At 46.8% G+C, this 26,303-nt stretch carries 39 protein-coding genes; 36 read left to right on the plus strand and 3 right to left on the minus strand.

Annotated features, from left to right (window positions below; genetic code table 11):
- The first annotated feature begins 211 nt into the window (after positions 1-211).
- The 36 genes from ndhN (at position 212) to trpD (ending at position 23,909) form a co-directional block, all read left to right on the plus strand.
- A complete protein-coding gene (gene ndhN / locus AC1S5B_RS26570; protein WP_482038667.1) occupies positions 212-691 on the plus strand; it encodes an NAD(P)H-quinone oxidoreductase subunit N in 480 nt (159 codons plus the stop codon).
- A 149-nt stretch (positions 692-840) separates the two neighbouring features.
- Complete coding sequence (ldpA, locus tag AC1S5B_RS26575; RefSeq protein WP_482038668.1) at positions 841-2,061, plus strand: circadian clock protein LdpA; 1,221 nt, start codon at positions 841-843, stop codon at positions 2,059-2,061.
- 166 nt (positions 2,062-2,227) lie between these two features.
- A complete protein-coding gene (locus AC1S5B_RS26580; RefSeq protein WP_482038669.1) occupies positions 2,228-4,093 on the plus strand; it encodes a R3H domain-containing nucleic acid-binding protein in 1,866 nt (621 codons plus the stop codon).
- 411 nt (positions 4,094-4,504) lie between these two features.
- Positions 4,505-5,143 carry a 50S ribosomal protein L3 gene (gene rplC / locus AC1S5B_RS26585; protein WP_482038670.1) on the plus strand — a complete coding sequence of 213 codons (639 nt, stop codon included), beginning with the start codon at positions 4,505-4,507 and terminating at the stop codon, positions 5,141-5,143.
- 79 nt (positions 5,144-5,222) lie between these two features.
- Positions 5,223-5,855 (plus strand): 50S ribosomal protein L4, encoded by a 633-nt coding sequence (gene rplD, locus AC1S5B_RS26590; protein ID WP_482038671.1) that lies wholly within the window; start codon positions 5,223-5,225, stop codon positions 5,853-5,855.
- Entirely contained in the window at positions 5,845-6,150 is a 306-nt protein-coding gene (locus tag AC1S5B_RS26595; RefSeq protein ID WP_482038672.1) for a 50S ribosomal protein L23, read from the plus strand. Before rplD ends, AC1S5B_RS26595 begins: the two co-directional genes overlap by 11 nt.
- Positions 6,151-6,186: 36 nt before the next feature.
- Positions 6,187-7,050, plus strand: coding sequence for a 50S ribosomal protein L2 (gene rplB, locus AC1S5B_RS26600; protein ID WP_482038673.1), 864 nt, complete (start codon positions 6,187-6,189; stop codon positions 7,048-7,050).
- Between the two features lie 19 nt (positions 7,051-7,069).
- Positions 7,070-7,348 (plus strand): 30S ribosomal protein S19, encoded by a 279-nt coding sequence (gene rpsS / locus AC1S5B_RS26605; RefSeq protein ID WP_482038674.1) that lies wholly within the window; start codon positions 7,070-7,072, stop codon positions 7,346-7,348.
- Between the two features lie 56 nt (positions 7,349-7,404).
- The gene (gene rplV / locus AC1S5B_RS26610; protein ID WP_482038675.1) at positions 7,405-7,767 is read left to right on the plus strand and encodes a 50S ribosomal protein L22; all 363 of its coding nucleotides are present in this window, start codon (positions 7,405-7,407) and stop codon (positions 7,765-7,767) included.
- A 46-nt stretch (positions 7,768-7,813) separates the two neighbouring features.
- A complete protein-coding gene (rpsC, locus tag AC1S5B_RS26615) occupies positions 7,814-8,563 on the plus strand; it encodes a 30S ribosomal protein S3 (protein WP_482038676.1) in 750 nt (249 codons plus the stop codon).
- 73 nt (positions 8,564-8,636) lie between these two features.
- Positions 8,637-9,056 (plus strand): 50S ribosomal protein L16, encoded by a 420-nt coding sequence (gene rplP / locus AC1S5B_RS26620; RefSeq protein WP_482038677.1) that lies wholly within the window; start codon positions 8,637-8,639, stop codon positions 9,054-9,056.
- Positions 9,057-9,058: 2 nt separating this feature from the next.
- Complete coding sequence (rpmC, locus tag AC1S5B_RS26625; RefSeq protein WP_458647285.1) at positions 9,059-9,271, plus strand: 50S ribosomal protein L29; 213 nt, start codon at positions 9,059-9,061, stop codon at positions 9,269-9,271.
- 70 nt (positions 9,272-9,341) lie between these two features.
- On the plus strand, positions 9,342-9,593 hold the full coding sequence (gene rpsQ / locus AC1S5B_RS26630; RefSeq protein WP_482038678.1) for a 30S ribosomal protein S17: 252 nt from the start codon (positions 9,342-9,344) through the stop codon (positions 9,591-9,593).
- Positions 9,594-9,606: 13 nt separating this feature from the next.
- The gene (gene rplN, locus AC1S5B_RS26635) at positions 9,607-9,972 is read left to right on the plus strand and encodes a 50S ribosomal protein L14 (protein ID WP_482038679.1); all 366 of its coding nucleotides are present in this window, start codon (positions 9,607-9,609) and stop codon (positions 9,970-9,972) included.
- Complete coding sequence (gene rplX, locus AC1S5B_RS26640) at positions 9,972-10,316, plus strand: 50S ribosomal protein L24 (RefSeq protein WP_482038680.1); 345 nt, start codon at positions 9,972-9,974, stop codon at positions 10,314-10,316. The genes rplN and rplX overlap by 1 nt, the downstream gene beginning before the upstream one ends.
- Positions 10,317-10,365: 49 nt before the next feature.
- Positions 10,366-10,911: a 50S ribosomal protein L5 gene (rplE, locus tag AC1S5B_RS26645; RefSeq protein WP_482038681.1), complete on the plus strand. Its 546-nt coding sequence runs from the start codon at positions 10,366-10,368 to the stop codon at positions 10,909-10,911.
- Positions 10,912-10,934: 23 nt separating this feature from the next.
- Positions 10,935-11,336: a 30S ribosomal protein S8 gene (rpsH, locus tag AC1S5B_RS26650; protein WP_482038682.1), complete on the plus strand. Its 402-nt coding sequence runs from the start codon at positions 10,935-10,937 to the stop codon at positions 11,334-11,336.
- Positions 11,337-11,399: 63 nt separating this feature from the next.
- Positions 11,400-11,939, plus strand: coding sequence for a 50S ribosomal protein L6 (gene rplF / locus AC1S5B_RS26655; RefSeq protein WP_482038683.1), 540 nt, complete (start codon positions 11,400-11,402; stop codon positions 11,937-11,939).
- A 2-nt stretch (positions 11,940-11,941) separates the two neighbouring features.
- Positions 11,942-12,304, plus strand: a complete 363-nt coding sequence (gene rplR, locus AC1S5B_RS26660) for a 50S ribosomal protein L18 (protein ID WP_482038684.1) — start codon at positions 11,942-11,944, stop codon at positions 12,302-12,304.
- A gap of 12 nt (positions 12,305-12,316) precedes the next feature.
- Positions 12,317-12,838, plus strand: coding sequence for a 30S ribosomal protein S5 (rpsE, locus tag AC1S5B_RS26665; protein WP_171573234.1), 522 nt, complete (start codon positions 12,317-12,319; stop codon positions 12,836-12,838).
- Between the two features lie 83 nt (positions 12,839-12,921).
- Entirely contained in the window at positions 12,922-13,374 is a 453-nt protein-coding gene (gene rplO / locus AC1S5B_RS26670; protein ID WP_482038685.1) for a 50S ribosomal protein L15, read from the plus strand.
- Between the two features lie 97 nt (positions 13,375-13,471).
- The gene (secY, locus tag AC1S5B_RS26675) at positions 13,472-14,866 is read left to right on the plus strand and encodes a preprotein translocase subunit SecY (protein ID WP_482038686.1); all 1,395 of its coding nucleotides are present in this window, start codon (positions 13,472-13,474) and stop codon (positions 14,864-14,866) included.
- Positions 14,866-15,420: an adenylate kinase gene (locus AC1S5B_RS26680; protein ID WP_482038687.1), complete on the plus strand. Its 555-nt coding sequence runs from the start codon at positions 14,866-14,868 to the stop codon at positions 15,418-15,420. The genes secY and AC1S5B_RS26680 overlap by 1 nt, the downstream gene beginning before the upstream one ends.
- A 172-nt stretch (positions 15,421-15,592) precedes the next feature.
- Positions 15,593-15,820: a translation initiation factor IF-1 gene (gene infA, locus AC1S5B_RS26685; protein WP_009767978.1), complete on the plus strand. Its 228-nt coding sequence runs from the start codon at positions 15,593-15,595 to the stop codon at positions 15,818-15,820.
- A gap of 100 nt (positions 15,821-15,920) precedes the next feature.
- On the plus strand, positions 15,921-16,034 hold the full coding sequence (rpmJ, locus tag AC1S5B_RS26690) for a 50S ribosomal protein L36 (RefSeq protein ID WP_171573238.1): 114 nt from the start codon (positions 15,921-15,923) through the stop codon (positions 16,032-16,034).
- 93 nt (positions 16,035-16,127) lie between these two features.
- On the plus strand, positions 16,128-16,511 hold the full coding sequence (rpsM, locus tag AC1S5B_RS26695; protein WP_482038688.1) for a 30S ribosomal protein S13: 384 nt from the start codon (positions 16,128-16,130) through the stop codon (positions 16,509-16,511).
- Positions 16,512-16,653: 142 nt separating this feature from the next.
- Complete coding sequence (gene rpsK / locus AC1S5B_RS26700; RefSeq protein ID WP_458647273.1) at positions 16,654-17,049, plus strand: 30S ribosomal protein S11; 396 nt, start codon at positions 16,654-16,656, stop codon at positions 17,047-17,049.
- Between the two features lie 134 nt (positions 17,050-17,183).
- Complete coding sequence (locus AC1S5B_RS26705) at positions 17,184-18,134, plus strand: DNA-directed RNA polymerase subunit alpha (protein ID WP_482038689.1); 951 nt, start codon at positions 17,184-17,186, stop codon at positions 18,132-18,134.
- Positions 18,135-18,202: 68 nt separating this feature from the next.
- On the plus strand, positions 18,203-18,553 hold the full coding sequence (gene rplQ, locus AC1S5B_RS26710; RefSeq protein ID WP_482038690.1) for a 50S ribosomal protein L17: 351 nt from the start codon (positions 18,203-18,205) through the stop codon (positions 18,551-18,553).
- Positions 18,554-18,571: 18 nt separating this feature from the next.
- Positions 18,572-19,423 (plus strand): tRNA pseudouridine(38-40) synthase TruA, encoded by an 852-nt coding sequence (gene truA / locus AC1S5B_RS26715; protein WP_482038691.1) that lies wholly within the window; start codon positions 18,572-18,574, stop codon positions 19,421-19,423.
- Between the two features lie 55 nt (positions 19,424-19,478).
- The gene (gene rplM / locus AC1S5B_RS26720) at positions 19,479-19,934 is read left to right on the plus strand and encodes a 50S ribosomal protein L13 (RefSeq protein WP_482038692.1); all 456 of its coding nucleotides are present in this window, start codon (positions 19,479-19,481) and stop codon (positions 19,932-19,934) included.
- Complete coding sequence (gene rpsI / locus AC1S5B_RS26725; RefSeq protein ID WP_171573245.1) at positions 19,934-20,341, plus strand: 30S ribosomal protein S9; 408 nt, start codon at positions 19,934-19,936, stop codon at positions 20,339-20,341. The genes rplM and rpsI overlap by 1 nt, the downstream gene beginning before the upstream one ends.
- A 105-nt stretch (positions 20,342-20,446) precedes the next feature.
- Entirely contained in the window at positions 20,447-20,695 is a 249-nt protein-coding gene (rpmE, locus tag AC1S5B_RS26730) for a 50S ribosomal protein L31 (RefSeq protein WP_482038693.1), read from the plus strand.
- A 90-nt stretch (positions 20,696-20,785) separates the two neighbouring features.
- Positions 20,786-21,898 (plus strand): peptide chain release factor 1, encoded by a 1,113-nt coding sequence (prfA, locus tag AC1S5B_RS26735; RefSeq protein WP_482038694.1) that lies wholly within the window; start codon positions 20,786-20,788, stop codon positions 21,896-21,898.
- Between the two features lie 2 nt (positions 21,899-21,900).
- The gene (locus AC1S5B_RS26740; protein ID WP_482038695.1) at positions 21,901-22,680 is read left to right on the plus strand and encodes a photosystem II electron transport protein, Sll1252 family; all 780 of its coding nucleotides are present in this window, start codon (positions 21,901-21,903) and stop codon (positions 22,678-22,680) included.
- 134 nt (positions 22,681-22,814) lie between these two features.
- Positions 22,815-23,909 carry an anthranilate phosphoribosyltransferase gene (gene trpD / locus AC1S5B_RS26745; protein WP_482038696.1) on the plus strand — a complete coding sequence of 365 codons (1,095 nt, stop codon included), beginning with the start codon at positions 22,815-22,817 and terminating at the stop codon, positions 23,907-23,909.
- A gap of 12 nt (positions 23,910-23,921) precedes the next feature.
- Here the strand turns inward: trpD and AC1S5B_RS26750 are convergent, their stop codons facing one another.
- The 3 genes from AC1S5B_RS26750 to AC1S5B_RS26760 all read right to left on the minus strand — a co-directional run bounded on the left by AC1S5B_RS26750 (position 23,922) and on the right by AC1S5B_RS26760 (position 26,244).
- Positions 23,922-24,536, minus strand: coding sequence for a DUF8166 family protein (locus AC1S5B_RS26750; protein WP_482038697.1), 615 nt, complete (start codon positions 24,534-24,536; stop codon positions 23,922-23,924).
- A gap of 126 nt (positions 24,537-24,662) precedes the next feature.
- Complete coding sequence (locus AC1S5B_RS26755) at positions 24,663-25,862, minus strand: lysophospholipid acyltransferase family protein (RefSeq protein ID WP_482038698.1); 1,200 nt, start codon at positions 25,860-25,862, stop codon at positions 24,663-24,665.
- 52 nt (positions 25,863-25,914) lie between these two features.
- Positions 25,915-26,244 (minus strand): hypothetical protein, encoded by a 330-nt coding sequence (locus AC1S5B_RS26760; protein WP_482038699.1) that lies wholly within the window; start codon positions 26,242-26,244, stop codon positions 25,915-25,917.
- Between the last annotated feature and the right edge of the window lie 59 nt (positions 26,245-26,303).

Here is a 26,303-nt window from a genome sequence, read left to right on the forward strand (position 1 = left end):
TTTTTTCTGCATAAAGTTTTGTAGATGAAAAAATTCTTGCTAGTCCCTATTCCAGCCATAGCAAAACTCTATCCATCCAAGCTTGGAGCTTTTTTGTAGAGTATGAGAGACTATTGCTGTGGTATGGGTAGGCGATCAGGACATTGCACTGTCGTTTGTTTTGCCTTTAACTGCTCTGTTTTAGCAACTTTTGATAGTTGGAGAGAAATTGATGCCGCTAATTACAACTGGCAAAAAGTTGATCCGGGATTTAGAACTATATGGTTCGTTGGGTCTGTATGTTCCGCTGGAAGGCGGCTTTGAAGGGCGCTATCGGCGACGAATTCGGGCTGCTGGATATAATTCTCTGACGATTACAGCGCGAGGACTGGGAGACGTGGCTGCCTATCTAACGGAGGTTCATGGAGTGCGTCCGCCTCATTTAGGTAAAAAGAGCGGCACGGTTACCGGGGCAATGGTTGGATACCGTTACTTTGTTCCGCCCATCATTACTTATGAGTTGGAGAAATTACCTGCTAACTCCAAAGGGTTGTTGTTGTGGATTATTGAGGGACACGTTCTGACTAGCCAGGAAATTGAATATTTGACGACCTTACCTGCGGCAGACCCACGAGTGAAAATTGCGGTGGAATTGGGTGGCGATCGCTATTTCCGTTGGCAACCTTTGCAGCAAGCTGTGATGTCTGCGTAGCTGGCTCAAGTCTATATTTAGGCGGGTCATAGGAAAGGCGCTCTATCAGAGCGTCTTTTCTGTTGCTGCGGATGTTGCGCCATAGCCAAAATTTAAAATATTTTCACTTTAAGATCCTAAATTTCCCCATAGGGCATTAGCATTAAGGGGTGATTGAACAAAACTATCCGCTGCAATCTTTAAGAGAAGGGCACTGGTTTAAACTAATCTGTGGAGCCAGTTTCCAAAATCTTCCTGCTGTTCGCAACCTAACGTTGGCATATACGTTAGCGGGTGTGGATTGTGTAGATGTTGCTGCCGATCCAGCCGTGGTGATTGCAGCGAAAGAAGCCATTCGGGTGGCGATGGACATGAGCCGCCAGCTAAAGTTTGCAATGCGGCAAAAGCCATTGCTTATGGTGAGCCTGAATGATGGTGAAGATCCTCATTTTCGCAAAGCAACATTTTTACCGCTTAATTGCCCCGTCGATTGCCTGCGCCCTTGTGAGCAGGTTTGTCCGGCAAGTGCGATTAACAGCCAGGGTGTGATTGAAGATCGCTGCTATGGTTGTGGGCGATGTTTGCCAATTTGCCCCATTCAACATATTTCAGCCCATTCTTATGTTTCAACGGCTCAAGCGATCGCGCCTTTAGTGCTAGAAATGGGAATAGATGCGATTGAAATTCATACCCAAGTGGGACGGCTTGCAGATTTTCAACGCCTTTGGTCGGCGATTAAACCATGGCTACCACAACTCCAACTGATTGCAATTAGTTGTCCCGATGGCGAGAATCTCATCGACTATCTGTGGGCACTGCACGATATTATTTCGCCGTTGCCCTGTCCGCTTATTTGGCAAACGGATGGTCGCCCGATGAGCGGAGATATTGGCAATGGTGCAACTAGAGCCGCGATTCGGTTAGGGCAAAAAGTCTTACTAGCAGGCTTGCCGGGATATGTTCAGTTGGCAGGGGGCACAAACGATTACACCGTACCCAAACTGCGATCGCTGAATCTATTAGCGTCCCATCCTCCTAGCGATCGCTCAATGCCGCAAGCAACGCAACCGTTTTCACCTTCATACATTTCAGGAGTTGCCTATGGAAGCTACGCTCGAAGGCTGCTGTCTCCCCTGTTGGAACAGTTGGAATCAGCAAACTTGGAAACCTTTTCACCTGGTTTAGCCCATCCTCAAGGAGGCGAGCTAGCAGCAACTCAGCTTGTTGGATCGGTGTCTACTAGGCGATCGCAAGTTTTGCCATTCCCTCAGCCGCTTCTTTTAGAACAAGCCCCTAAATCTCTAGAACAAGCCGTGAAGCTTGCCTATTCCCTAGTGTCTCAACTTAAACCGTTTCGCACAACACCGCAATTCAATCATGAATCACCTTAAGGTTTCACCGTCTTGATCCCTTCGTTCGTTCACCTGAATGGGATGCCCCCATCCGGCACTTCACAAAGGCTACAAGTTTTTTGACTGGCACCCTTTGTGAAGAACGCTCCACAAGTTTCCAGCTTCATCTCAAATTGTCCTTAAGCGATTTTTGAAAACATCCAAGATGGATAACACCGTATCGGCTGATTTGCTCATTACAGACGACTTAAATAAACTGCTTCATATTCTTCCAGCCTCCATTCAGCTTCAACTACAGCAGCACCCTCAGCGCGATATGCTGATCGAAGTTGTGTTAGACCTCGGTCGTCGTCCAGAGGCTCGTTTTCCGGGTCAAGCAGAGTATCTTTCTGAAATTCCGATCACGCAAGCTGATCTGAATGAATGCATCAAAAGTGTTGGTGATTTTGGTGGCGATAATCGTGCTGGCATTGAGCGAACCCTGCATCGCATTAGCGCCATTCGGAATCGGCGAGGCGAGGTGATTGGGTTAACCTGTCGGGTGGGTCGTGCAATTTTCGGGACGATTAGCATGATTCGCGATCTAGTAGAAAGCGGCAAGTCTATCCTAATGCTGGGTCGTCCTGGAGTGGGCAAAACGACTGCGCTTCGAGAGATTGCTCGTGTTTTGGCAGATGAATTGGAAAAACGAGTTGTCATCATTGATACGTCTAATGAAATTGCTGGGGATGGGGATGTCCCCCATCCGGCGATTGGTCGTGCCCGGAGGATGCAAGTGGCTCGCCCTGAACTGCAACATCAGGTCATGATTGAGGCAGTGGAAAACCACATGCCAGAAGTGATTGTGATTGACGAAATCGGGACGGAGCTTGAGGCGTTGGCGGCTCGAACGATCGCAGAACGAGGCGTACAGCTTGTAGGAACTGCCCATGGCAATCGCTTAGAGAATCTGATCAAAAATCCAACTCTGTCAGATTTGGTGGGTGGCATTCAATCCGTCACGTTGGGAGATGAAGAAGCGCGCCGTCGAGGAAGCCAGAAAAGTGTTTTGGAGCGAAAAGCGCCTCCTACTTTTGATATTGCTGTGGAAATGATGGAACGGCAGCGTTGGGTTGTGCATGAACAGGTGGCAGAAACCGTCGATAGCCTATTGCGCGGTCGTCAACCCAATCCCCAAGTGCGCTCAGTTAGTGAAAAGGGCAACGTCGTTGTGACCCATGAACTATCAAGCGATGAGTTTGCAGCTTCTAGAACAGGCAGAGCGCGATCGCCCTCCGTCGATTTTGGACAGGGAGATAATTCACTGGTTACACGCCCTTTTAGTAGCCGCTCAGAACTTCCAGGGAAGGGATGGCGATCGTCGGGTCAAATGCGCCCCCTGTCAACCGATTCAGCGCTGAGCAAACTCCCCGATCAGCAGCAATTTGAACGGTTGTTGGATGAGTCTTTACAGTCCTCATTGTTTGCCGATAAAACCACAGAGCCTTTTTTGCAGAACTCTTTAGAGAGAAATGGTTATGACTTTGAGGAAACGGCAAAACAAGAGCGCCGCCTAGGTCCAAATGGGGAAGATCTTTTGTACATTTATCCCTATGGAGTCAGCCGTCATCAGCTTGATCAAGTGGTTCGCACCTTGAAATTGCCTGTTATCCTAACAAAAGATATTGATAGTGCCGATGCGGTTTTGGCGCTGCGATCGCACGTCAAGAATCATTCAAAGCTGCGCCAATTTGCCAAATCTCGGCAAGTTCCCATTCATACCATTAAAGCCAGCAGCATTCCTCAAATTGCTCGTGGCTTACGCAGAATGCTGGATATGGATGATCCTGGAATTCCCGATGCCACTGATTTAGACCTGCTGAAAGGCGATAATGACGATGAGATGGAAGCGCTCGAAGAAGCCAGACTTGCAGTTGAACAACTGGTGATACCTAAAGGGCAACCAGTAGAATTGCTACCCCGCTCTGCGATCGTGCGTAAAATGCAGCATGAACTGGTTGAGCATTACCATCTCAAGTCTCGTAGTTTTGGCGAAGAACCTAACCGACGACTAAGAATCTATCCTGCCTAGAAAGCATCTTATCCTAACTTGCCAAAAAACTTTGTCTTGCCACTAGACAGAACCCAGTGGATTGGTTTATATTTGATAGCTGTTGCCTAAATGCTCATTGCAGATGATTCTTGAGTGATCGAGCTTGTCAAAAGCTGTAAAATTATTCTCCTTGAATCACTGAAGCGGATACTGAGTGGCTTGCCATTCAAGTCCTTAGCTGGCACTCAACCAAACTGATTTTGCACGTTTCTTTTGAACTTGGCAGGGTTTAGAGCTTGTTTACAAGAATAGTTAGATTTTTAGTCGTGCGCGATCGCGCCCTGCTTTAAAGTCAATCGAAATCTTGAAGCGCAACCTATTAATCAGTTAAGCAGACAACCAAAAGTTATTTGCTTCTCTAAAGTGTGTACGAAAGGGAGACCATTCATCGTGTCTGTGGGTATTCTTGGCACAAAGCTTGGCATGACTCAAGTCTTTGACGAAACAGGTAAAGCAATTCCAGTCACTGTCATCCAGGCAGGTCCTTGTATTGTTACTCAAGTCAAAACAACTCAAACAGATGGCTACTCAGCCATCCAAGTTGCCTATGGTGAGGTCAAGCAAAAAGCGCTCAGCAAGCCTGAGTTGGGTCATCTAGCAAAGTCTAGTTGCGCTCCCATGCGTCATCTGCATGAGTATCGCTTAGAGAATCCTAGTTCGTTTGAGCTAGGTCAGGAAATCAAAGTAGATGCATTTTCTGTAGGGCAGACTATTGATGTAATTGGCACCAGCATTGGTCGTGGATTTGCAGGTTATCAAAAGCGTCATAACTTCAAACGCGGACCTATGTCCCACGGCTCTAAAAACCATCGTGCCCCTGGTTCCACGGGTGCAGGCACAACCCCAGGACGTGTCTATCCAGGCAAGCGGATGGCGGGTCGGTTGGGCGGCGGTCAAGTTACCATTCGCAAATTAACAGTCATTCGGGTTGATCCTGAGCGGAATCTGATTTTGGTTAAAGGTGCCATTCCTGGAAAGCCAGGCGCGTTGGTCAATGTGGTTCCTGCAACAATTGTCGGAGCCAAGTAGAGAATTAAGTCGCAAGAGATTGAGATTTTCATAATTTCTAGCTTTTGAAGCCTGCGAACGTTGAATAAGGTTGATGATTATGGCGGATTGTGCAGTTAAAGATTGGAGTGGAAAAGAAGTTGGCAGTGCTTCTTTAGACTTGCATGTGGCAAGCGAAAAGAGTGCCGCTCATATTGTCCATAGAGCATTAGTGCGTCAAATGGCAAACGCTCGTCAAGGGACGGTATCCACCAAAACTCGTGCAGAAGTCAGGGGTGGCGGCAGAAAGCCTTGGCGGCAAAAAGGCACAGGGCGCGCTCGTGCAGGTTCTAATCGTTCTCCTCTGTGGCGGGGCGGTGGGGTGATTTTTGGACCAAAGCCCAGAGATTATTCCCTCAAGATGAATCGCAAGGAACGTCGGCTTGCGCTAAGGACGGCGATTCAAAGCCGAATTGACGATGTAATCGTGGTGCAAGACTTTGCAGATAAGTTCCCTCGTCCAAAAACAAAAGATCTGGTTGGAGCTTTGCAAACCTGGGGGGTTCAGCCTGAATCAAAGGTCTTGTTGATTTTGGCAGAGCGCCAAGAGATGGTTTATTTATCTGCTCGTAACATTGCTAAACTTCGGTTGATTTCTGCTTCTAACTTAAATGTTTTTGATCTTTTAGCTGCTGATCGCATTGTGATTACGCAGTCTGCTATCGCAAAAATCCAGGAGGTGTATGGTGACTGAATTTAATCCTCGTAATTTGATGGATCTGATTCGTCGTCCAATCATTACTGAAAAAGCAACGTTGCTCTTGGAGAACAATCAATACACATTTGAAGTGTCTCCGAAAGCGACTAAGCCTCAAATCAAATCTGCTATTGAGTCATTATTTGAAGTCAAAGTAGTTGAGATCAGTACCATTAATCCTCCCCGTAAGCAGCGTCGGGTCGGCAAGTTTATCGGCTATCGTCCGATCTACAAACGAGCAATTGTTACGCTAGCGGATGGCGATTCGATCGCCCTATTCCCGGAAGTTTAATTTTTCTATTGGGTAAGGCATTTAAGAGATTAAGTTATGGGCATTCGTATTTATCGACCCTACACCCCCGGTACGCGTGAACGCGTCGTTTCTGACTTTGCTGAGATTACTCGTAGTCAACCTGAGAAATCGTTGACCAAATCGAGTCATCGTCATAAAGGTCGTAACAATCGGGGCGTGATTACTTGTCGTCATCGTGGTGGTGGTCACAAGCGTCTTTATCGGCAAATTGATTTTCGGCGTGACAAGCATAATGTTCCTGCCAAAGTTGCTGCGATCGAGTACGACCCAAATCGGAATGCTCGAATTGCATTGTTGTACTACCAAGACGGTGAGAAGCGGTATATTTTGCATCCCGCAGGTCTGGCTGTTGGCACAACAGTGATTGCTGGCGCTGATTCACCCATTGAAATAGGGAATGCTTTACCGCTTAGCAGTATTCCCTTGGGTACAGCCGTTCACAACGTGGAGCTAACTCCTGGGCGGGGTGGACAAATGGTTCGAGCGGCTGGAGCTAGCGCTCAAGTTGCCGCAAAAGATGGAAATTTTGTCACTTTGAAACTGCCTTCCGGTGAAGTTCGTCTGATTCGTCGCGAGTGCTATGCCACGATTGGTCAAGTTGGGAATGCCGATGTACGCAACACAAGCTTAGGAAAAGCAGGTCGGAAACGGCATTTAGGTCGTCGCCCTCAAGTTCGCGGTAGCGTTATGAACCCTGTGGATCATCCTCATGGTGGTGGTGAAGGGCGTGCGCCGATTGGTCGCTCTGGTCCTGTTACTCCTTGGGGTAAGCCAACCTTAGGGTATAAAACTCGGAATAAGCGCAAGTTGAGTAGTGCTTTAATTATTCGCCGTCGTCGTAAGTCTTCTAAGCGTGGTCGTGGCGGTCGGGATTCATAGGTGATAAGGGATTAAAAATATGTCTCGTTCGTTAAAGAAAGGTCCGTTTGTTGCTGATCATTTGCTTAGCAAGGTTGAAGCGTTAAACGCAAAGGGTGAAAAGCAAGTGATCAAAACTTGGTCTCGCTCTTCTACGATTTTGCCTCAAATGATTGGACACACCATTGCGGTTCACAATGGGAAGCAACATGTACCGGTTTATGTCAATGAACAAATGGTAGGGCATAAGTTAGGGGAGTTTTCCCCCACGCGCACCTTTAAAGGTCACGCGGGTACTGATAAAAAGGCACGTCGATAATAGGGATTTTACTACTAGCTCAGGGCTAGTAGTGGTCAGTTAAGGAGTAATTGGGTATGGCTGTTGAGACTACAACTGAAGTAAAGGCGATCGCTCGCTATATTCGGATGTCCCCTCGTAAGGTTGGTCGTGTTCTTGATCAAATACGGGGTCTTTCCTATCGAGAAGCATTAATTATTTTAGAATTCATGCCATATCGTGCCTGTGAGCCTGTACTAAAACTGCTGCGTTCTGCCGCTGCAAACGCTGAACATAATCGAGGGTACGACCGGGCTGATTTGGTTGTTAGTACTGCTTATGCTGACCAAGGTCCAACCCTAAAGCGGTTTAGACCCCGCGCTCAAGGTCGGGCTTACCAAATTCGCAAGCCGACTTGTCACATCACAATTTTCGTCGCTCCGGGTGCTGGAAACGAATAGTTTGTATTGCAATCAATATTGTTGAATTTGTATAAGGAAGCAGTTTGTGGGACAAAAGATTCATCCAACGGGCTTACGTTTAGGCATTACCCAAGAGCATCGTTCTCGCTGGTTTGCTGATACTAGCCGTTATCCTGAGCTACTTCAGGAAGACTATACAATCAGACATTTCTTTCAAAAGAACCCTTTAAAGCTGAAGGGATTGGAAAGTCCCGGAATCTCTCAAATTCGGATTGAAAGAAAAGCAGATCAAATTGATCTAGAAGTTCATACGGCTCGTCCTGGTGTGATCGTTGGTCGCGGGGGGCAAGGAATTGAGGAACTACGGGGCGGACTACAAAAGGTTTTGGGCGGCGGAGATCGCCAGATCCGTATCAATGTGGTAGAAGTGACGCGGGTTGATGCGGAAGCTGCACTAATTGGTGAGTATATTGCTCAGCAGTTAGAACGTCGCGTTTCTTTCCGTCGCGTGGTACGTCAAACCATTCAACGCGCCCAAAAAGCTGGGGTTGAAGGCATCAAGATTCAAGTCAGTGGTCGTCTAAACGGGGCTGAAATTGCTCGCCCTGAATGGACACGTGAGGGACGCGTTCCCCTACATACGCTGCGTGCAGATATCGATTACGCCTACTGCATTGCCAGCACCATTTATGGGACGCTCGGTATCAAGGTATGGGTCTTTAAGGGTGAAATCATCCCTGGGCAAGAAGAGAAATCTGCACCTGCCAATAATCAGCCTAAGCGTCGTCAACAGCGTCGTCGTCAGCAATTTGAAGATAGATCGAATGAAGGATGAATTTTAATAGGCAAAAGATAATTTTCTTTCTGCTATTTAATCTTCAACTTTTGACTCCCTAAGGTAGTGAGCCATGTTAAGCCCAAGAAGAACAAAATTTCGCAAACAGCAGCGCGGACGCATGAAGGGTCTGGCAACTCGCGGTAGCAGCTTAAACTTTGGAGAGTTTGGTTTGCAAGCCCTAGAGCCAACCTGGATTACCTCTCGTCAGATTGAGGCGAGTCGTCGTGCGATGACCCGCTATATTCGCCGGGGCGGTAAGATCTGGATTCGCATTTTTCCAGACAAGCCTATTACTATGCGTCCAGCAGAAACTCGCATGGGTTCTGGTAAAGGGGCACCTGAGTACTGGGTCGCCGTTGTAAAACCTGGACGGATTTTATTTGAAATTGCCGGAGTGCCAGAAGCCACAGCGCGGGAAGCAATGCGGCTAGCGCAATACAAGCTGCCTATTAAGACAAAGTTTATTACTCGTGAAGCAGAGGAGTCATAACGATGTCATTACCTAAAATCAGTGAAATTCAAGATTTAAGTGCCGAAGAGCTTGATGAGCAGATCGTAGCCACAAAAAGGCTGTTGTTTGACTTACGCTTTCAGAAAGGCACTCGTAGACTCGAAAAATCTCATCAGTTCAAGCATACCCGTCACCGACTGGCTCAATTGATGACTGTTGAACGACAACGTCAATTACAAAAGGCATCGTCCTAGTGATAGGCAATTAGTAATAGACAGAGTCCGGTTTGCAAATAGTTTTATAGCCTCCGACGGAGTAGATGAGATGGCAGTAAAAGAGAGAGTTGGTTTAGTCGTTAGCGACAAGATGGATAAAACAGTGGTGGTGTCGGTTGAGAGTCGTTCTGCTCACCCGAAGTATGGAAAAATTGTTGCCCGTACTAAGCGTTATAAGGCGCACGATGAAGGTAATCAGTGCAAAACGGGCGATCGCGTCCGCATTCAAGAAACTCGTCCCTTGAGCCGCACCAAACGGTGGCAAGTGATCGATGTTTTAACAACATCTGCTCAAGCTTAAAGGAAGGTGACTTATGATTCAGCCGCAAACCTATCTCAACGTCGCAGACAATAGTGGTGCCCGTAAGTTGATGTGCATCCGCGTTTTAGGGGGTCGCCGTCGTTATGCAGGCATTGGTGACATCGTTGTTGCGGTTGTCAAAGACGCGATTCCTAACATGGCGGTCAAAAAATCCGATGTGGTGACCGCAGTGATTGTCCGAACCCGTCATACTTTACGCCGTGATAACGGTATGAGTATTCGATTTGATGACAACGCTGCCGTTCTAATCAACAAAGATAAGAACCCTCGTGGAACGCGTGTTTTTGGTCCTGTTGCGCGTGAATTGCGCGATAAGGAGTTTACTAAAATCGTTTCTTTGGCTCCGGAGGTGCTGTAATGGCAAAGACTAAAGCGGTTGTGCGCCACAAAATGCATGTCAAGAAGGGAGATACTGTTCAAGTCATCTCTGGAAAGGACAAAGGGAAAATTGGAGAGGTTTTGCAAACTTTACAAAAGGAAAGCAAAATCTTGGTTAAAGGGGTTAATTTTCGGACGAAGCACGTCAAGCCTCAACAAGAGGGAGAGTCTGGGCAAATCGTGACCAGCGAAGCCCCTATCCATAGCTCTAACGTGATGCTCTATTCCGAAAGCAAAAAAGTTGCCAGTCGCATTTGTTATAGCTTTGATGCAGATGGTCGCAAAGTGCGGATGCTGAAGAAAACTGGAGAAATCATTGATTAACTTTATTTACTTTCCTGACAAAGCCCAGGGATTTGAAGGACGCTGACCCATGCCACAGAAAATAAAAGTTCGATATCAGCAAGAGATTGTTCCGAAATTAACAGAGCAATTTGGTTACACCAATATTCACCAAGTTCCTAAATTGGTCAAGGTCACCTTAAACCGTGGGTTGGGTGAAGCGGCTCAAAATGCTAAAGCTTTGGAAGCGTCATTGATCGAGATTGGAATCATTACTGGGCAAAAGCCTGTGGTGACTCGCGCCAAGAAGGCGATCGCGGGTTTCAAACTCCGTCAAGGGATGCCAGTTGGCATTATGGTGACTCTGCGATCAGATAGGATGTATGCATTTTTAGATCGATTTATCAATCTTGCACTGCCTCGTATTCGAGATTTTAGAGGAATTAGCCCAAAAAGCTTTGATGGGCGTGGAAACTACACTTTGGGGATTCGCGAACAGCTTATCTTCCCAGAGATTGAGTATGACAGCATTGATCAAATTCGTGGCATGGATGTTTCCATCATTACCACAGCAAACACCGATGAGGAGGGTCGAGCCTTGTTAAAAGAGTTTGGTATGCCCTTCCGGGACAACTAAGGCAGGTTTATCAAAGGAATACTATGGCGGTAAACGACACGATTTCAGATATGTTGACGCGGATTCGTAATGCGAATCTTGCACGTCATCAAACCACCCAAGTCCCATCCACAAAGATGACTCGCAATATTGCAAAAGTCCTCAAGGATGAGGGTTTCATCACTGAATATGAAGAAACTGGCGAAGGTATTAAGAAAAACTTAGTTCTTTCTTTAAAGTACAAGGGCAAAAGTAGGCGACCTATCATCAACTCCCTGAAACGGGTCAGCAAGCCAGGGTTTCGAGTTTATTCAAACCGAAATGATCTACCCCGCGTTTTGGGTGGTATCGGGATTGCGATCATTTCGACCTCAAGCGGTATTATGACCGACCGTGAAGCCCGTCGGCAGGGCTTAGGTGGTGAAGTTCTCTGCTACGTTTGGTAGTTACTTTGAGGATCAACATCATTCGATCGTTTTAGCGATCGCAGTAGATAGGAGCAGGCAGTTATGTCACGTATCGGTAAGCGTCCAATTAATATTCCTGGCAAAGTGACGGTCGCGATCGACGGTCAGTCAGTTACGGTCAAAGGCCCTAAAGGCGAGTTGTCTCGCATCTTGCCCGCCGAGGTTGAGATCTCACAAGAAGGAGAAACGGTTCTTGTTAAGCAGCGCGATGATTCCCGCACAGCGCGTCAACGCCATGGTCTTAGCCGAACCTTAGTCTCCAATATGGTTGAAGGAGTATCCCAAGGCTTTCAACGCAGATTAGAGATTATTGGTGTGGGCTACAGGGCACAGGTGCAAGGTCAAAACTTAACGCTTAACATGGGCTACAGTCATCCAGTTCAAATAGAACCCCCAAGTGGCATTCAATTTGCAGTGGAAGGCACTACAAACGTGCTAGTCAGCGGTATTGATAAAGAAATTGTGGGGAACACAGCGGCGCGGATTCGAGCAGTTCGTCCTCCTGAACCTTACAAAGGCAAAGGAATTCGTTATGCGGGAGAAGTCGTTAAGCGTAAAGCGGGTAAGGCAGGTAAGAAGTAATTATGAAAACAAGTCGCAGAGATTCAACTCGCCGTCGCCATTCGCGTGTGCGTCGTAAAGTACTTGGAACATCTGAGCGTCCTCGGCTAGCTGTTTTTCGTTCTAACCAGCATATTTATGTTCAGCTAATTGACGACATCCAGCAGCATACTTTAGTGTCTGCTTCCACAATAGACTCAAAGCTGAAGGAAGATTTGGAGACAGGGGCAAACTGTAGTGCTTCTGCTCAGGTTGGAAAACTAATCGCTGAGCGGTCTCTTGAGAAAGGAATCAAGCAAGTGGTATTTGATCGGGGTGGTAATCTTTATCACGGTCGTGTTAAGGCTTTGGCTGAGGCAGCCCGTGAAGCTGGACTGGAATTTTAAGGAACAATCATTATGGCGAAGGGTCGTAAGAATACGAAAAGCCGCGAAAAGGAAACCGACTGGCAAGAACGAGTTGTTCAAATTCGTCGCGTCACTAAGGTTGTCAAGGGCGGTAAAAAACTTAGCTTTCGGGCGATCGTTGTTGTTGGCAACGAGCGTGGGCAAGTTGGAGTTGGAGTTGGTAAAGCGGCAGACGTAATTGGAGCCGTGAAAAAAGGAGTGGCGGATGGTAAAAAGCATCTTGTTGAAGTTCCTTTAACTAAAAACAATTCTATTCCTCATCCCACAACAGGTCAGGGGGGTGGCGCAAAAGTAATGATGCGTCCTGCTGCTCCTGGTACTGGAGTTATTGCGGGCGGCGCAGTCAGGACTGTGCTTGAGCTAGCAGGCGTTAAGAACATCTTGGCTAAGCAACTTGGTTCTGATAATCCTCTCAACAACGCAAGAGCAGCAGTAGATGCGCTTGGCACTTTGAGAACATTCGCTGAAGTTGCCGAAGAGAGAGGAATTTCAATTGAGAACTTATACGCTTAATCGAGAGTTAGCTACTACTAGCTTCCATCTGATTGGGCAATAGTGAATTTTTAATGACTTGTTCTTGAATGAGAGTATTAGCTATGAGACTTGACAATATCGCACCACAGCCGGGATCCGCGCGCCGTCGCCGTCGCGTGGGTCGGGGGATTGCGGCTGGGCAAGGTGCAAGCTGCGGCTTTGGAATGCGGGGACAGAAATCTCGGTCGGGTCGTCCAACTCGTCCTGGTTTTGAAGGCGGACAAACTCCTCTGTACCGTCGATTGCCCAAGCTAAAGCACTTTACACTAGTCAATCCTAAAAACTTTACTATTGTTAATGTGGGTGCATTATCGGAGCTTGCAGCGAATTCCAAAGTGACTTTAGAGTCTTTGATCGAATCTGGTATTTTAACCACCGATGATGGACCTCTGAAGATATTGGGCGATGGACAGCTGACGGTTGCTTTAACCGTGACCGCTGCCGGGTTTACAAAGTCTGCCCGCGCTAAGATTGAAGCAGCCAATGGAACCTGCGAAGTTCTAGGTGATGAATAGTCCATCTTAAATTTTTTTAATGTGCTTCTTAGTAATTTCCTGTTGAAATTGCAGTTGCATACCTGCTACGGAAAGTATGCGTTAGGAGATTTTTCTCATGGTTGTTAACCGAGACAAAGCACCAAGTGCACAAGAGACGTTTTCTCAGATGGCGCAAGCGGCTGGTTTGCGGGGGCGTGTCTTGCTAACTATCGGGATGTTGATTCTGGTGCGCCTTGGTATTTTTCTCCCTATTCCTGATATTGATCGAGCTGCATTTGCACAAAGTGTTCAGAACAATCCTGTAGTTAGCTTCTTGGATATTTTTTCAGGGGGTGGGTTATCTGCGCTTGGTATTTTTGCACTCGGCATTTTGCCTTATATTAATGCGTCCATTATTTTGCAGCTTTTAACGACCGCGCTTCCTCCGTTAGAAAATCTTCAGAAGAATGAGGGAGAAGCTGGACGGCGCAAGATTTCTCAAATTACCCGATATGTCGCGCTTGGTTGGGCGATCATTCAGAGTGTTGGACTGGCTTGGTGGGTCATTAATAGCGGCGCAGCGAGAGTCGGTGGAGAATTGATTCTAGTCCAAAGGACTTCTAGTGGGTTTTCATTTGCAACTCAAGCGGGTGTGCCAGTCAGTCCAGCAACCCTGATTCCGTTTATTGTTTCTACGGCTTTGGCGTTGACTGCTGGCTCTATGCTGGTGATGTGGATTGGTGAGCTAATCACTGAGCGAGGCATTGGAAATGGTGCTTCTTTGCTAATTGTTATTAGCATTGTTTCTGGCTTGCCTCGTTCGTTGGGTCAAACTTTGGAATTGGCACAAACTGGAGATCGCGGTTTAGTAGGGGGAGTGATTATCCTCTTTATCGTATTTCTAGTCATGATTGTGGGCATTGTATTTGTTCAAGAGGGCACCCGACGCATTCCTATTATTTCGGCTCGTCGGCAAGTGGGTCGTAAAACTTACCTTGAGCGGAGTAGCTACTTGCCGCTTCGGTTAAACTCTAGCGGTGTGATGCCTATCATTTTTGCGTCTTCGATCCTCTTCTTGCCAGTTTATCTAGCTGAATTTACTAAGAACCCTATCTTGGCTCAAGTTGCTAATTATTTAAGTCCAAGTAGTCAGGCTCCCTGGGTATATGTAATTTTTTATCTTTCTCTCATCGTGTTTTTTAGCTACTTCTGGACATCGTTAACGATAAACCCTGTTGATTTATCTCAGAATCTTAAAAAGATGGGAGCCAGCATTCCAGGAATTCGCCCAGGAAAAGCAACTAGTGATTACATAGAGCGTGTACTCAATCGACTGACATTCCTTGGGGCAATCTTTCTAGGTTTGGTTGCGATCGTTCCAACAGCCGTTGAAAGTGCAACACGAGTAACGACGTTTCAGGGCTTTGGAGCTACATCACTTCTGATTGTAGTTGGCGTAGCGATTGATACTGCAAAACAAATTCAAACTTACGTGATCTCTCAACGTTATGAAGGAATGGTGAATCAATAGTGCCTCGACTAATTTTTCTAGGTGCCCCCGGAGCAGGCAAAGGAACTCAGGCAAGTTTGATAGCAGACTACTACGAAATTCCTCATATATCTACGGGAGACATTCTTCGAGTGGCTGTTGCAAATCAGACCTCCTTAGGTCTTCAAGCAAAGTCATATATGGATAGCGGAGATTTGGTGCCTGATCAACTTGTAGTTGCGTTGATTCAAGAGCGATTAAATTATCCCGATGCTCAAGAAGGTTGGATATTAGATGGTTTCCCGCGCAATGTGGCTCAAGCAGAATTCCTAAATTCTCTATTGGATGAGATCAATCAGCTATATGACTGTGTGGTGAACCTTGACGTGCCTGATGATGTCCTAGCTCAGCGGATGCTGGAAAGGGGCAGAGCTGATGACACCGAAGAGGTAATTCATAATCGATTAAAGGTCTATCGTGAGCAGACTTCCCCCTTAATTGATTTTTATTCAGATTGCAAGAAGCTTGTTGTTATAGACGGTAATCAACTTACGGATAATGTGACAGCGGATTTAAAGAACCTTATCAAAAAGTGAGCATTAATATCTTTAAAAGGACTTTTTGAGCATTTATCCACGAATAGTTTTACTAAGCGTTCTAAACGCCTTTCAAGAAGAGTGCATGTTAGATAGTCTAGACTTAAGGTAAAGTGTCTAATTTCTTTAGATTTTAATTAGTTGTTACCTTGAATAGAGCAGGAGAGTTCAATTGTCGAAGCAAGATTTAATCGAAATGGAAGGCACGGTAACGGAATCCCTTCCAAATGCAATGTTTCGGGTCGATTTGGACAATGGGTTTAATGTATTAGCTCATATTTCAGGAAAAATTCGGCGAAATTACATCAAAATTTTACCGGGCGATCGCGTGAAAGTAGAGTTGACCCCTTATGACCTAACCAAAGGAAGAATTACCTATCGTTTACGCAATAAGAAATAACTTTTTTGTATTGCACAATCCTCACCCGAAACGCCTAGAGGGATTGACAGGTATGTTTACATTTTGCTAATATGTTAAGTTTGTAGCGTCGTCAAGAAAGATGAAAGTTCGAGCATCAGTTCGTAAAATTTGCGAGAAGTGCCGTGTTATTCGTCGTAAAGGGCGAGTCATGGTTATCTGTCCTAACCCAAAGCATAAGCAACGCCAAGGTTAGCGTTCAGTGGTTTTATCTTCACCTCCATGAGGTAGAGATTTTGATAGAAGGTTCAAGTTTAGCAGCGGTAGTTTAACAGTAGGGGAGAATAGCGTGGCACGGATTGCCGGAGTAGACCTACCTCGAGATAAGCGAATAGAGATCGGTCTAACCTATATTTATGGAATTGGACTTACTCGTTCTCAAGCAGTCTTAAAGGTAACTGGAGTAAGCCCTGACACTCGAGTCAAAGACTTAAGTGATGCAGAAGTTGCTGCTTTACGAGCCGAGGTCGAGGGTAGCTATCAAATAGAAGGGGATTTGCGCCGATTAGAGGCGATGAATATTAAGCGCCTCATGGACATTGGTTCCTACAGAGGTCGCCGTCATCGTTTAGGTTTGCCAGTTCGAGGACAGAGAACTCGTACCAATGCACGGACTCGTCGAGGTGGTCGTCGTACTGTTGCGGGTAAGAAGAAAGCACCTAGTAAGAAATAACTTTCAAGTTTTCTCACTGTTAGTGCGATCTATTTACTTGCAAAAACAGTTTCACAATGCCAACTCTGGGCAGAATGTAAATCGTTACTGCCCTGCCCGTATGGCAAGTACTCACTAATTAGGTTGACATAGGAATTAGGAAATGCCACCAAGACAACAGAAACGCACTGGTTCGCGTAAACAGAAAAAAAACATTCCAAGCGGTGTTGCCTACATTCAATCTACTTTTAACAACACTATTGTTACGATCGCTGACCCCAATGGCGAGGTAGTCTCTTGGGCATCAGCAGGCTCTAGTGGATTTAAAGGCGCTAAGAAAGGCACTCCGTTTGCGGCGCAGACAGCAGCAGAAAATGCTGCCCGTCGTGCTGCCGATCAAGGAATGCGACAACTTGAGGTTATGGTTAGCGGTCCTGGTGCAGGACGTGAGACTGCCATCAGAGCGCTTCAGGGAGCAGGTCTAGAAATTACTTTGATTCGTGATGTTACACCTATTCCTCATAATGGTTGCCGCCCTCCGAAGCGCCGTCGAGTCTAGCTGCACCATTTTCAATGGTTAAGTTTTTTAGGCTAGCGTGAGTTCATTCACGAAGCTGGTGATTGCGCCGGGTTTTAGTTAACCAAGATTGATAAAGGGATTAGCCTTCATAGTTTAGAAGGAGAGGACGCTCAGTGGCACACTTTCAAGTTGAATGCGTTGAATCAAAGATCGAAAAGGATTACAGCCAGATTAGTCGGTTTGTAATTGAACCTCTGGAGCGAGGACAAGGGACAACTCTTGGTAATGCTTTACGGCGTGTATTGCTATCTAACCTTGAAGGAGCAGCAATTACGGCTGTACGGATTGCAGGGGTTAGCCACGAGTTTGCAACCGTTCCGGGTGTGCGAGAAGATGTATTGGATATTCTTCTAAACATGAAGAAGGTTGTACTCAAGACTTATTCTTCTCAACCTCAAATTGGACGACTGTTTATTCAAGGTCCTGCCACTGTTACAGCCGAACAGTTTGAGCTACCTTCTGATGTAGAACTAGTCGATCCAGACCAGTATATTGCAACACTCTCTTCGGGATCTGTTCTAGAAATGGAGTTCCGAGTTGAGAAGGGGAAGGGCTATCGGGGAGTCGATAAAACTCGTGACGAAACTGCTGCGGTAGATTTTCTGCAAATTGACTCCATATTTATGCCTGTTCGTAAGGTGAATTACTCGGTCGAGGATGCACGGATTGGTGAAGCGGTTGAGAAGGATCGCCTAGTCATGGAAGTCTGGACTAATGGCAGTCTGACTCCTCAAGAAGCATTAAGTCAAGCGGCAAATATTTTGGTGGACTTATTTAACCCACTCAAAGAAATTACGTTTGAGCCGACCGAAAAGGATGATGCTGAGGACAATGATCCAACGAATCAGATTCCAATTGAGGAACTACAGCTTTCGGTGCGTGCCTACAATTGCTTGAAACGCGCTCAAATTAATTCCGTAGCAGATTTGCTTGATTACACCCAAGAAGATTTGTTGGAGATTAAGAATTTTGGGCAGAAATCTGCTGAAGAGGTCGTTGAGGCATTGCAGCAACGTCTGGGGATCACTCTACCCCAAGAAAAGTCTTCTAAAAACAATCATTAATAGAAGTTTTCCAAGAAATCTTTTATTAATCTCAAGCTGACTAATAATCGTTATTCATTCATAGTCCTATGCGTCATCGTTGTAATGTCCCACTGCTGGGAAAACCTGCTGATCAGCGTAAGGCTCTTCTAAGAGCGCTAACGACTGAGCTAATTCGGAATGGTCGAATCAAAACCACTAAAGTTCGTGCCCAAGCAGTTCGCTCTGAAGCTGAGCGGATGATTACTTTGGCAAAAGATGGTTCTTTAACCTCTAGACGGCAAGCTCTTGGCTATATCTATGACAAGCAATTAGTTCATGCTCTATTTGAGCAAGCTACCGCTCGATATGGCGATCGCCAAGGTGGATACACCCGCATCATCCGAACAGTTCATCGCCGGGGTGACAATGCTGAAATGGCATTTATTGAGTTGATCTGATTGTTCTGAGTGCGCGATATGATTTCTGTTGATTTACAGCCAACTCAACGCATTGCCTTGGTTATTCAATACTTGGGCACGCATTTTCATGGGTGGCAGTGGCAACCAAATCATCGCACCATACAAGAAGAAATTGAGTTGGCGTTGCAAAGCGTCTTAAACTGCCCAGTTCGTATTCACGGTGCAGGACGAACGGATGCTGGGGTACATGCGGCAGCACAAGTCGCTCACTTTAATGCGCCAGTTACAATTCCGGCTCATCGGTGGGCAAGTATTTTAAATGCTCGATTACCAAAAGATATTTTGATTCGAGCTTCGGCTGCGGTGTCTGATGATTGGCACGCCCGGTTCTCAGCACTTTGGCGGCGGTATCGATATTTGCTCTATACCGATGCTCATCCAAATTTATTTGTTCGTCCTTTCTGTTGGCATTACTACCACGAGCCGCTTAATGAAGCTTTGATTCAAGAAGCTCTAGATCCCTTGATTGGTCATCACCATTTAGCTGCATTTCATCGAGCCGGATCTAAACGTCCTCACTCTTGGGTTGATGTCCAAGCCGCTAAATGCGATCGCCAAGGGTCTTTTATTTCAATTGAAGTCCAGGCAAGCGGTTTTTTATACGGCATGATGCGGCTGTTAGTCGGGTTATTGGTTCAAGTCGGGCAAGGGGGGCGATCGCCCAGTAGTTTTACAAACTTATGGACTGCGGAACGGCGCGAAGAAGTGAAATATTCAGCACCAGCCCAAGGCTTATGTCTTCTACGAGTAGGCTATACTGAGTTTCCGTTTCCTCCTGAAATATGGTTTGATGCCCAGCCATCCTTTGGTTTTTCGCCTTTTTCTGAGCTTTCTAATATAGTTACTTAGCGATTAGCCATTTAACAATCCCATTTCTTTATTACCTCTTTTACAGGTGACTCTCATGAACAAAACCTATCTCCCTTCTGTCGATACGCTTGAACGTAAATGGTACGTTATTGACGCTACCGACCAGCGGCTTGGTCGCCTTGCTAGTGAAGTTGCAAGAGTGCTTCGTGGCAAAAATAAGCCGACCTACACTCCCTTTATGGACACGGGCGATTTTGTAATTATCGTCAATGCCGAAAAGATTGGTGTGACTGGTAAAAAGCGAACCCAAAAGCTTTATCGTCGGCACTCTGGTCGTCCAGGCGGCATGAAAACAGAAACGTTTGCCAAGTTGCAAGATCGGGTTCCAGAGAGAATTATTGAGCAAGCTATCAAAGGCATGCTGCCCAAAAATACTTTGGGACGGCAGCTTTTCACCAAACTGAATGTTTACGCGGGTTCAGATCATCCCCATCAGGCTCAAAAACCTGAAATTCTTGAAATCAATACCATCCCAGGAGAAGAGTCATAATGCAAGCTACAGAAGGACGGGTCGTATACATGGGAACAGGTCGTCGTAAATCGGCGGTCGCACGGGTACGCCTAGTTCCTGGAAATGGGCAACTCACGATTAATGGTAAGCCCGGTGATCTCTATCTACAGTTCAATCCAGAATATCTGTCGGCAACCAAAGCGCCCTTAGAAACCCTTGGACTAGAAGGGGAATATGACATTTTAGTGAATGCTCATGGTGGAGGGTTAACGGGTCAGGCAGATGCGGTTCGTTTAGGTGTTGCTCGTGCCTTATGTCAGCTTGACCCAGACAATCGCAAGCCCTTGAAAACTGAGGGATACTTAACCCGCGATCCCCGTGCGAAAGAACGTAAGAAGTACGGTTTACGGAAAGCTCGGAAGGCACCTCAATTCTCAAAACGCTAGTGTTTTGGGTACGAAATTTGTGTGTGTGGTTGTTTGGCTGTCAAATTGATTGCCAAATCAGAGCGTTAGAATTGATGTAGTTAGAGTTATAAAAGCGAGTCAGTTATGCCCAAATCAGACATTCATCCCACATGGTATCCAGAGGCTAAAGTCTATTGCAATGGTGAAGTTATCATGACCGTGGGGTCTACGAAGCCTGAACTTAATGTGGATGTTTGGTCAGGTAATCACCCTTTCTTTACAGGCACTCAAAAACTGATTGATACTGAAGGGCGGGTTGAGCGGTTCTTACGTAAGTATGGCATGGTGGAAAATACAGAACAAAGCCCTGCTGAAAGCGAAAAGAAAGCTTAGTCTAGGTAGGACAACGTTTTACTAATTTTTACTAGTAATTCGCTGGACAAATGTTTATACATCTACTCATCTTGATGGGTACTTCTGTTTATGGCTGAAGCCTACTTACTTGATAAGCTCCAATCGGTCGAACAAACTTTTAATGAGTTAACTCGCCGACTGGGAGATCCTGACATTGCTAAAGATCCGACTGAATTTCAAAAGGTAGCAAAAACCCGTGCTTCTCTAGAAGAGGTTGTTGCAACCTATGGAACGTGGAAAGATACTCAAGCTTCAATTGTTGAAGCACGACAAATCTTGAAGGAGTCGGGCGGCGATTTGGAACTGCAAGAGATGGCAACGCTAGAAGTGGCAGAGTTGGAAGAAAGACTCACTTTGCTAGAAACCCGTTTGAAGGTTCTATTGCTCCCCACTGATCCAAACGATGATAAGAATATCATGTTGGAAATTCGGGCAGGCACGGGCGGTGATGAGGCTAGTATCTGGGCGGGTGACTTGCTGCGGATGTACTCGAAATACGCTGAGGGTCAAGGGTGGCGGGTTAAGCTAGTCAGTGAGTCACTTGCTGATATGGGTGGTTTTAAAGAAATCATTCTTGAGATTCAGGGCGATCGCGTTTATAGCAAGCTTAAATTTGAGGCAGGGGTTCATCGGGTGCAGCGCGTTCCAGTGACCGAAGCGCAAGGTCGAGTTCATACCTCAACCGCAACAGTGGCAGTTATGCCAGAAGTGGACGATGTGGAAGTTCATATCGATGCCAAAGATATTGAAATGTCCACTATGCGGTCGGGTGGCGCAGGTGGGCAAAATGTGAACAAGGTGGAAACGGCTGTTGACCTGATGCATAAGCCGACTGGCATTCGGATTAAATGTACGGAAGAGCGATCGCAACTGCAAAACCGGGAGCGTGCTATGCAAATCCTGCGGGCAAAGCTTTACGAACTGAAGCTACAAGAACAGCAAGATGCTGTGAGTTCTGCTCGGAAAATGCAAGTCGGCACGGGTTCGCGCTCTGAGAAAATTCGTACTTATAACTATAAGGACAGTCGCGTGACTGATCACCGACTAAATCAAAATTTTTCGCTGCCTCCAATTTTGGAAGGAGATGTTGATACGTTGATTCAAACCTGCATTTCTCAAGACCAGCAAGAGCGATTAGAGCTGCTTGCTGCCGAGAGTAATGGTCAGGCTTCGGCTGTCTAGATATGTTGCCACGGGAAGATTTGCTGAAGCATGTTGAGAATCGCGAAACGATCGCGCGCGTGATTGATCGGGCAGATCAGGCAATTAAAACTTGGGAAATCGTGACTACTGATTTTCTCTCCCCTCCTGAGTTAGCAGAGGTTCAAAAAACGTTTAGCCAACTCACAGAAGTTCATATTGCATCTTGGGGTGGCTATCCTCAAGCAGAACGTCAGCGTTTAGCGATCGCCCGATCAGAAATTCCCCTCGACTCGACTCAAGTTGAACTTGCAGCGCTGGACATTTCTGGAAACTTTTTGTTTGATCCAGCCACTCACCGAGATTTTTTAGGTGCCTTACTGGGAACAGGGATTGTTCGCGATAAAGTGGGCGATATTATCGTTTTAGGTGAAAGAGGTGGACAGGCGATCGCAGTTCCAGAACTTGTTGACTTTCTCACAGCAAGTTTGACTCAAGTGCGTTCCGTCCCTGTAAAAACCAGACCCATAGTTTTAAGCGAACTCAAAATTCGCGAGCCTAAAAAGAAGGAACTTGTGACCGTGGAAGCCTCCATGCGATTAGATGCGATCGCTTCCGCAGGATTTGGCATGTCTCGCAGCAAAATGGCTGACTTGATTTCCACTGGCGATGTGCGGGTTAACTGGAAAGACATTTCGAGCGCCAGCTATGGAGTCAAATCAGGGGACTTGATTGCAGTGAGCGGCAAGGGACGAGTTGAAGTGGGCGAGGTTATGATTACTAAAAAAGATCGATATCGCGTTCAGCTAACCCGCTTTGTTTAGCTCCCAGATGGAAGTCCTCGCGCTCTATCAGTTTTTAGGTGAGCGCCGGGACATAACAACTGAGATGTCGTTAAGAAAGTAGGAAAAGGTTCTGATATCATACTGGGTATGCTTTAACCTTACTTAGACTTGTAGTGCAAAGTTCTTCTCCCGTAAATTCAAATCCATTTGCAGCCCCCTTAGATGATCCTGCCATTTGGTCACGACTGCTGCAACAACTCCTCGATCGCCAATCTCTTGCACCCGATCAAGCCTCTCATCTAATGCAAGGCTGGTTAGCAGAAGCCGTTCCCCCAGTCCTTTCGGGCGCAATTTTGGCAGCCCTTCAAATGAAAGGAATTTCGGCGGCTGAATTGGCAGGCATGGCACAGGTGTTACATCAGCAGTCTTCCTCACTTCCTAGTCTTCACTCGTCACTACCTACGCCTCTCATTGATACCTGTGGCACGGGTGGAGATGGGGCGGGTACATTCAATATTTCAACAGCAGTCGCATTTGTGGCAGCGGCAGCAGGGATTCCTGTGGCAAAGCATGGCAACCGCTCGGCATCCAGTCGGGTGGGTTCCGCAGATGTGTTGGAAGCATTGGGCATTCACCTCAACGCCCCGCCCGAAAAAATTCAGGCAGCCGTCCAAGAAGTGGGCATTACCTTTCTGTTTGCTCCAGGCTGGCATCCGGCATTAAAAGGAGTAGCCCCTCTGCGGCGATCGCTGGGTGTGCGGACGGTATTCAATCTACTAGGTCCGTTGGTCAACCCAATGCGCCCCACGGGACAAGTCATTGGTGTCTTTGATCCAGCCTTATTAGAAACGATCGCGCAAACTTTACAGCAGTTGGGCACAAGACGGGCGATCGTTCTGCATGGACGCGAACGCTTGGATGAAGCTGGTCTAGGCGATGCGACCGATCTTGCGCTACTGGCTGACGGGGAGGTGAGTTTAGCAGTGATCAATCCAGCCGAACTGGGTTTAGCAAAAGCACCCCTGAGCGCGATCTCGGGGGGCAACGTGCAGCAAAACGCTGATATCCTCAAAGCCGTTTTGCAAGGAAAAGGCACTCAAGCTCAGCAAGATGTAGTCGCCCTGAATGCCGCCCTTGCTCTGCAAGTCGGAGAAGCCCTTTCTGACTCAACAAATCCTTACTCTGAGGGTATTATCCGCGCCCAAGCCATCCTACAAAGCGGCTCCGCGTGGGACAAATTGCAACAATTGGTCAATTTTTTGAAATAAATAAGTGTGCCCTTATCTCATCGCTCCCATGGTGCTTTTCCAAGATAATTCCTTGCACAAAACCTTCAGTGCCCGCTGATCGGCTCCACTAAACAAGTTGCTATCCACTAATTCAGTTAACACCTGCTGGGTTAGTTGAGAGGCAAAGGTGCCGCCACAGCGAAGCAAGAGACTGTAGTAGCAAAACTGGGGACGTTGATCTTCGTTGAGATGAAAGCGATATATTTCGTCGGGAGTCATTCGATAAACCGCCGTGTTGACTGGAACGATGACTTTGGGAATGCCATGCTGCCCGTAAGTATGATCATCGCCTTGTTCTAAAGTGCCGATGAGAATTGTCCACAAAAGAGTGCGGGTTTCGCTAATCAAATCGGGCGTGAACACAGGATCGGGTTCGCTGGAAAGGCGCGGACCCATGTTGAGAAACATCGGATTAAACAACTGTGAGTTGTAGATTAAGCCCACCGCCCAATGGCGATCGAGCCCTGCTATTCGTCCTTCTAACCGCACAAACGAGCCAAATCCAAAATCATCGGGCTTAGGCGGATTCTCTCGACTGGTTTCATCATCCAGTTCCACAATGTAATCACAGTGGGAGTTAGACTTGACAACTTTGCCCAAGCGCATCGTGATTCTCCTATCCAGCCATGCATCAATTTATGTAATAGTACACGTAATCTATTCACTCGTGGCGATCGCGATGGTGAGTCTAGCGCTGGTTTCCACGGGCGATCTCTGCCAAAAAAAATGAAATTATCGAGATTGATTCAGCAAGTCCAAGTTACTTTGAACCGTTCGCTGAATCGTTTGTATCAGGTGATCCACAGTCGCCGCTTTATTGGTTTGAAACGCTGGAAACGAATCTTTTAAATTAATCGGTGTACCAATCTTGATAGTGACCAGTCGATGTCCCTTCGGGGCAGGCTGATCGATGTTAAACACTTCTCGTTCTAGCCGGGTCAGGGTGTCCATAAACCGTTCTACTGTGGGATTTTCTGCCACATAGCCGTCATACATCGCATCAAAATTTAGCACCCGCATCATTGATCGCCGGACAAATTCCACGCTCCACGGGCGCTCGGTTTGCAATCCAGTTTGTAATGGCTCGGCGTGTGCTTGCGTTGCGTTCAAAACTCGATAGACCCGTTCGCGATCGAGGTCAGTTGCCGCAGAAGTTAGCCCATACTGATGTTCGCAGGTTTGCAGAAGATGGGCTTTCAGAGATTTAATTCTGTGATTCCAAGATAGGGCTGCGTCAGCCGAGGCGATGCCATAGTCGTGTTCAAGCTGAGTTAGTAGGGTTTCGGCGATCGCTCGCAGCCGTTTGTATGTGTCCAGTTGCGTTGGCACTTCTAGCTTTTGTTCAAGCTGGGTCAATAGTTTTTCAATCGCGCCCGTCATGTCTTGGGTGTAGCGATACTTAATGCTGACGGGAACGGCGTAGAGATCGGGGAGCGCTTTCCCTTGCTTGACCATGCGATTCATTGCTTGCAATGCCAATTGGACTGCTCCTGCCCGAAAAGAAGTAACAATGTCATTTTGAAACGAACAGCCCCCTTCCGGAAAAATGACCAAATGACAACCCGGTTGCGCCAATAGCTCCATTGTTTGGATGATACTGGGGCGATCAGCTAAGCCGCGTCGCACCGAATAGCTCCCAATCGTCTGAAAAAAGCGCCCTAGCTTGCTTTGTAATTGCTCATAGGCTCCCAAATAATAAAACGCTTGCCCCAACCTGCCAGAAAGCAAAAATATCGAGATCGCATCGTGAAAGGTGGGGTGATTGGGTAACAGCAACACGCGATCGTTTCGCAGCTCTATCAACTGATTCAGGCTCTCATATTCCACCTCCACCTCCATTTTAAAGCCCCACGAGGCAACCACGGGAATCAGCATTTGAATCAGCCGAACAAATGGCACATTGCGACGAGGCGGATAAAAATCAATTGACATTCAAGTTTTAAGTTTTAAGTTTTGAGTTCGCCATTCGCTATTTATCATTCTCTTACTGTCCACAGCAGCGATCGATGCCTAAACTGTCCAGCAATAAATCACTGACGGCGTTGGCGATCGCAAATTGTCCATAAAAGCTGTTGGAGAAATCAAAGGCTTCCATTTCAGTGACAATCGCCAATGTCAAAGAGATTAAATCGTTTTCGCCTTCCATCCGTTGACGCACAAAAATTTGGGCAGCGCGTTTGGCAATCTGCTGGTTCACCCGTTCTGGCAAAAATTCGGTGTCTAGCCATTTTAGCAGGGCGGTTTGCAGCCATTCCCCTTCCTGTTCAGGATTTTGGGCGGGGGGCAGTGTGATATTTGGAATCGGGTCAACCATGGGCACGATTAAAAAGTCTCAATCACCTGTATTTACAGTGTACGCCCGTCGTTGTCACG

This window comes from Leptolyngbya sp. CALU 1928 (assembly GCF_056784215.1).

Excerpts from the sequence above, each read along its gene's own strand:
- ndhN (WP_482038667.1), top strand. The coding sequence starts at position 212 with ATGCCGCTAATTACAACTGGCAAAAAGTTGATCCGGGATTTAGAACTA.
- AC1S5B_RS26580 (WP_482038669.1), top strand. The coding sequence starts at position 2,228 with ATGGATAACACCGTATCGGCTGATTTGCTCATTACAGACGACTTAAAT.
- rplD (WP_482038671.1), top strand. The coding sequence starts at position 5,223 with ATGGCGGATTGTGCAGTTAAAGATTGGAGTGGAAAAGAAGTTGGCAGT.
- AC1S5B_RS26595 (WP_482038672.1), top strand. The coding sequence starts at position 5,845 with ATGGTGACTGAATTTAATCCTCGTAATTTGATGGATCTGATTCGTCGT.
- rplB (WP_482038673.1), top strand. The coding sequence starts at position 6,187 with ATGGGCATTCGTATTTATCGACCCTACACCCCCGGTACGCGTGAACGC.
- rpsS (WP_482038674.1), top strand. The coding sequence starts at position 7,070 with ATGTCTCGTTCGTTAAAGAAAGGTCCGTTTGTTGCTGATCATTTGCTT.
- rplV (WP_482038675.1), top strand. The coding sequence starts at position 7,405 with ATGGCTGTTGAGACTACAACTGAAGTAAAGGCGATCGCTCGCTATATT.
- rplP (WP_482038677.1), top strand. The coding sequence starts at position 8,637 with ATGTTAAGCCCAAGAAGAACAAAATTTCGCAAACAGCAGCGCGGACGC.
- rpmC (WP_458647285.1), top strand. The coding sequence starts at position 9,059 with ATGTCATTACCTAAAATCAGTGAAATTCAAGATTTAAGTGCCGAAGAG.
- rpsQ (WP_482038678.1), top strand. The coding sequence starts at position 9,342 with ATGGCAGTAAAAGAGAGAGTTGGTTTAGTCGTTAGCGACAAGATGGAT.
- rplN (WP_482038679.1), top strand. The coding sequence starts at position 9,607 with ATGATTCAGCCGCAAACCTATCTCAACGTCGCAGACAATAGTGGTGCC.
- rplX (WP_482038680.1), top strand. The coding sequence starts at position 9,972 with ATGGCAAAGACTAAAGCGGTTGTGCGCCACAAAATGCATGTCAAGAAG.
- rplE (WP_482038681.1), top strand. The coding sequence starts at position 10,366 with ATGCCACAGAAAATAAAAGTTCGATATCAGCAAGAGATTGTTCCGAAA.
- rpsH (WP_482038682.1), top strand. The coding sequence starts at position 10,935 with ATGGCGGTAAACGACACGATTTCAGATATGTTGACGCGGATTCGTAAT.
- rplF (WP_482038683.1), top strand. The coding sequence starts at position 11,400 with ATGTCACGTATCGGTAAGCGTCCAATTAATATTCCTGGCAAAGTGACG.
- rplR (WP_482038684.1), top strand. The coding sequence starts at position 11,942 with ATGAAAACAAGTCGCAGAGATTCAACTCGCCGTCGCCATTCGCGTGTG.
- rpsE (WP_171573234.1), top strand. The coding sequence starts at position 12,317 with ATGGCGAAGGGTCGTAAGAATACGAAAAGCCGCGAAAAGGAAACCGAC.
- rplO (WP_482038685.1), top strand. The coding sequence starts at position 12,922 with ATGAGACTTGACAATATCGCACCACAGCCGGGATCCGCGCGCCGTCGC.
- secY (WP_482038686.1), top strand. The coding sequence starts at position 13,472 with ATGGTTGTTAACCGAGACAAAGCACCAAGTGCACAAGAGACGTTTTCT.
- rpmJ (WP_171573238.1), top strand. The coding sequence starts at position 15,921 with ATGAAAGTTCGAGCATCAGTTCGTAAAATTTGCGAGAAGTGCCGTGTT.
- rpsK (WP_458647273.1), top strand. The coding sequence starts at position 16,654 with ATGCCACCAAGACAACAGAAACGCACTGGTTCGCGTAAACAGAAAAAA.
- rplQ (WP_482038690.1), top strand. The coding sequence starts at position 18,203 with ATGCGTCATCGTTGTAATGTCCCACTGCTGGGAAAACCTGCTGATCAG.
- truA (WP_482038691.1), top strand. The coding sequence starts at position 18,572 with ATGATTTCTGTTGATTTACAGCCAACTCAACGCATTGCCTTGGTTATT.
- rplM (WP_482038692.1), top strand. The coding sequence starts at position 19,479 with ATGAACAAAACCTATCTCCCTTCTGTCGATACGCTTGAACGTAAATGG.
- rpsI (WP_171573245.1), top strand. The coding sequence starts at position 19,934 with ATGCAAGCTACAGAAGGACGGGTCGTATACATGGGAACAGGTCGTCGT.
- rpmE (WP_482038693.1), top strand. The coding sequence starts at position 20,447 with ATGCCCAAATCAGACATTCATCCCACATGGTATCCAGAGGCTAAAGTC.
- prfA (WP_482038694.1), top strand. The coding sequence starts at position 20,786 with ATGGCTGAAGCCTACTTACTTGATAAGCTCCAATCGGTCGAACAAACT.
- AC1S5B_RS26740 (WP_482038695.1), top strand. The coding sequence starts at position 21,901 with ATGTTGCCACGGGAAGATTTGCTGAAGCATGTTGAGAATCGCGAAACG.
- AC1S5B_RS26750 (WP_482038697.1), bottom strand. The coding sequence starts at position 24,536 with ATGCGCTTGGGCAAAGTTGTCAAGTCTAACTCCCACTGTGATTACATT.
- AC1S5B_RS26755 (WP_482038698.1), bottom strand. The coding sequence starts at position 25,862 with ATGTCAATTGATTTTTATCCGCCTCGTCGCAATGTGCCATTTGTTCGG.
- AC1S5B_RS26760 (WP_482038699.1), bottom strand. The coding sequence starts at position 26,244 with ATGGTTGACCCGATTCCAAATATCACACTGCCCCCCGCCCAAAATCCT.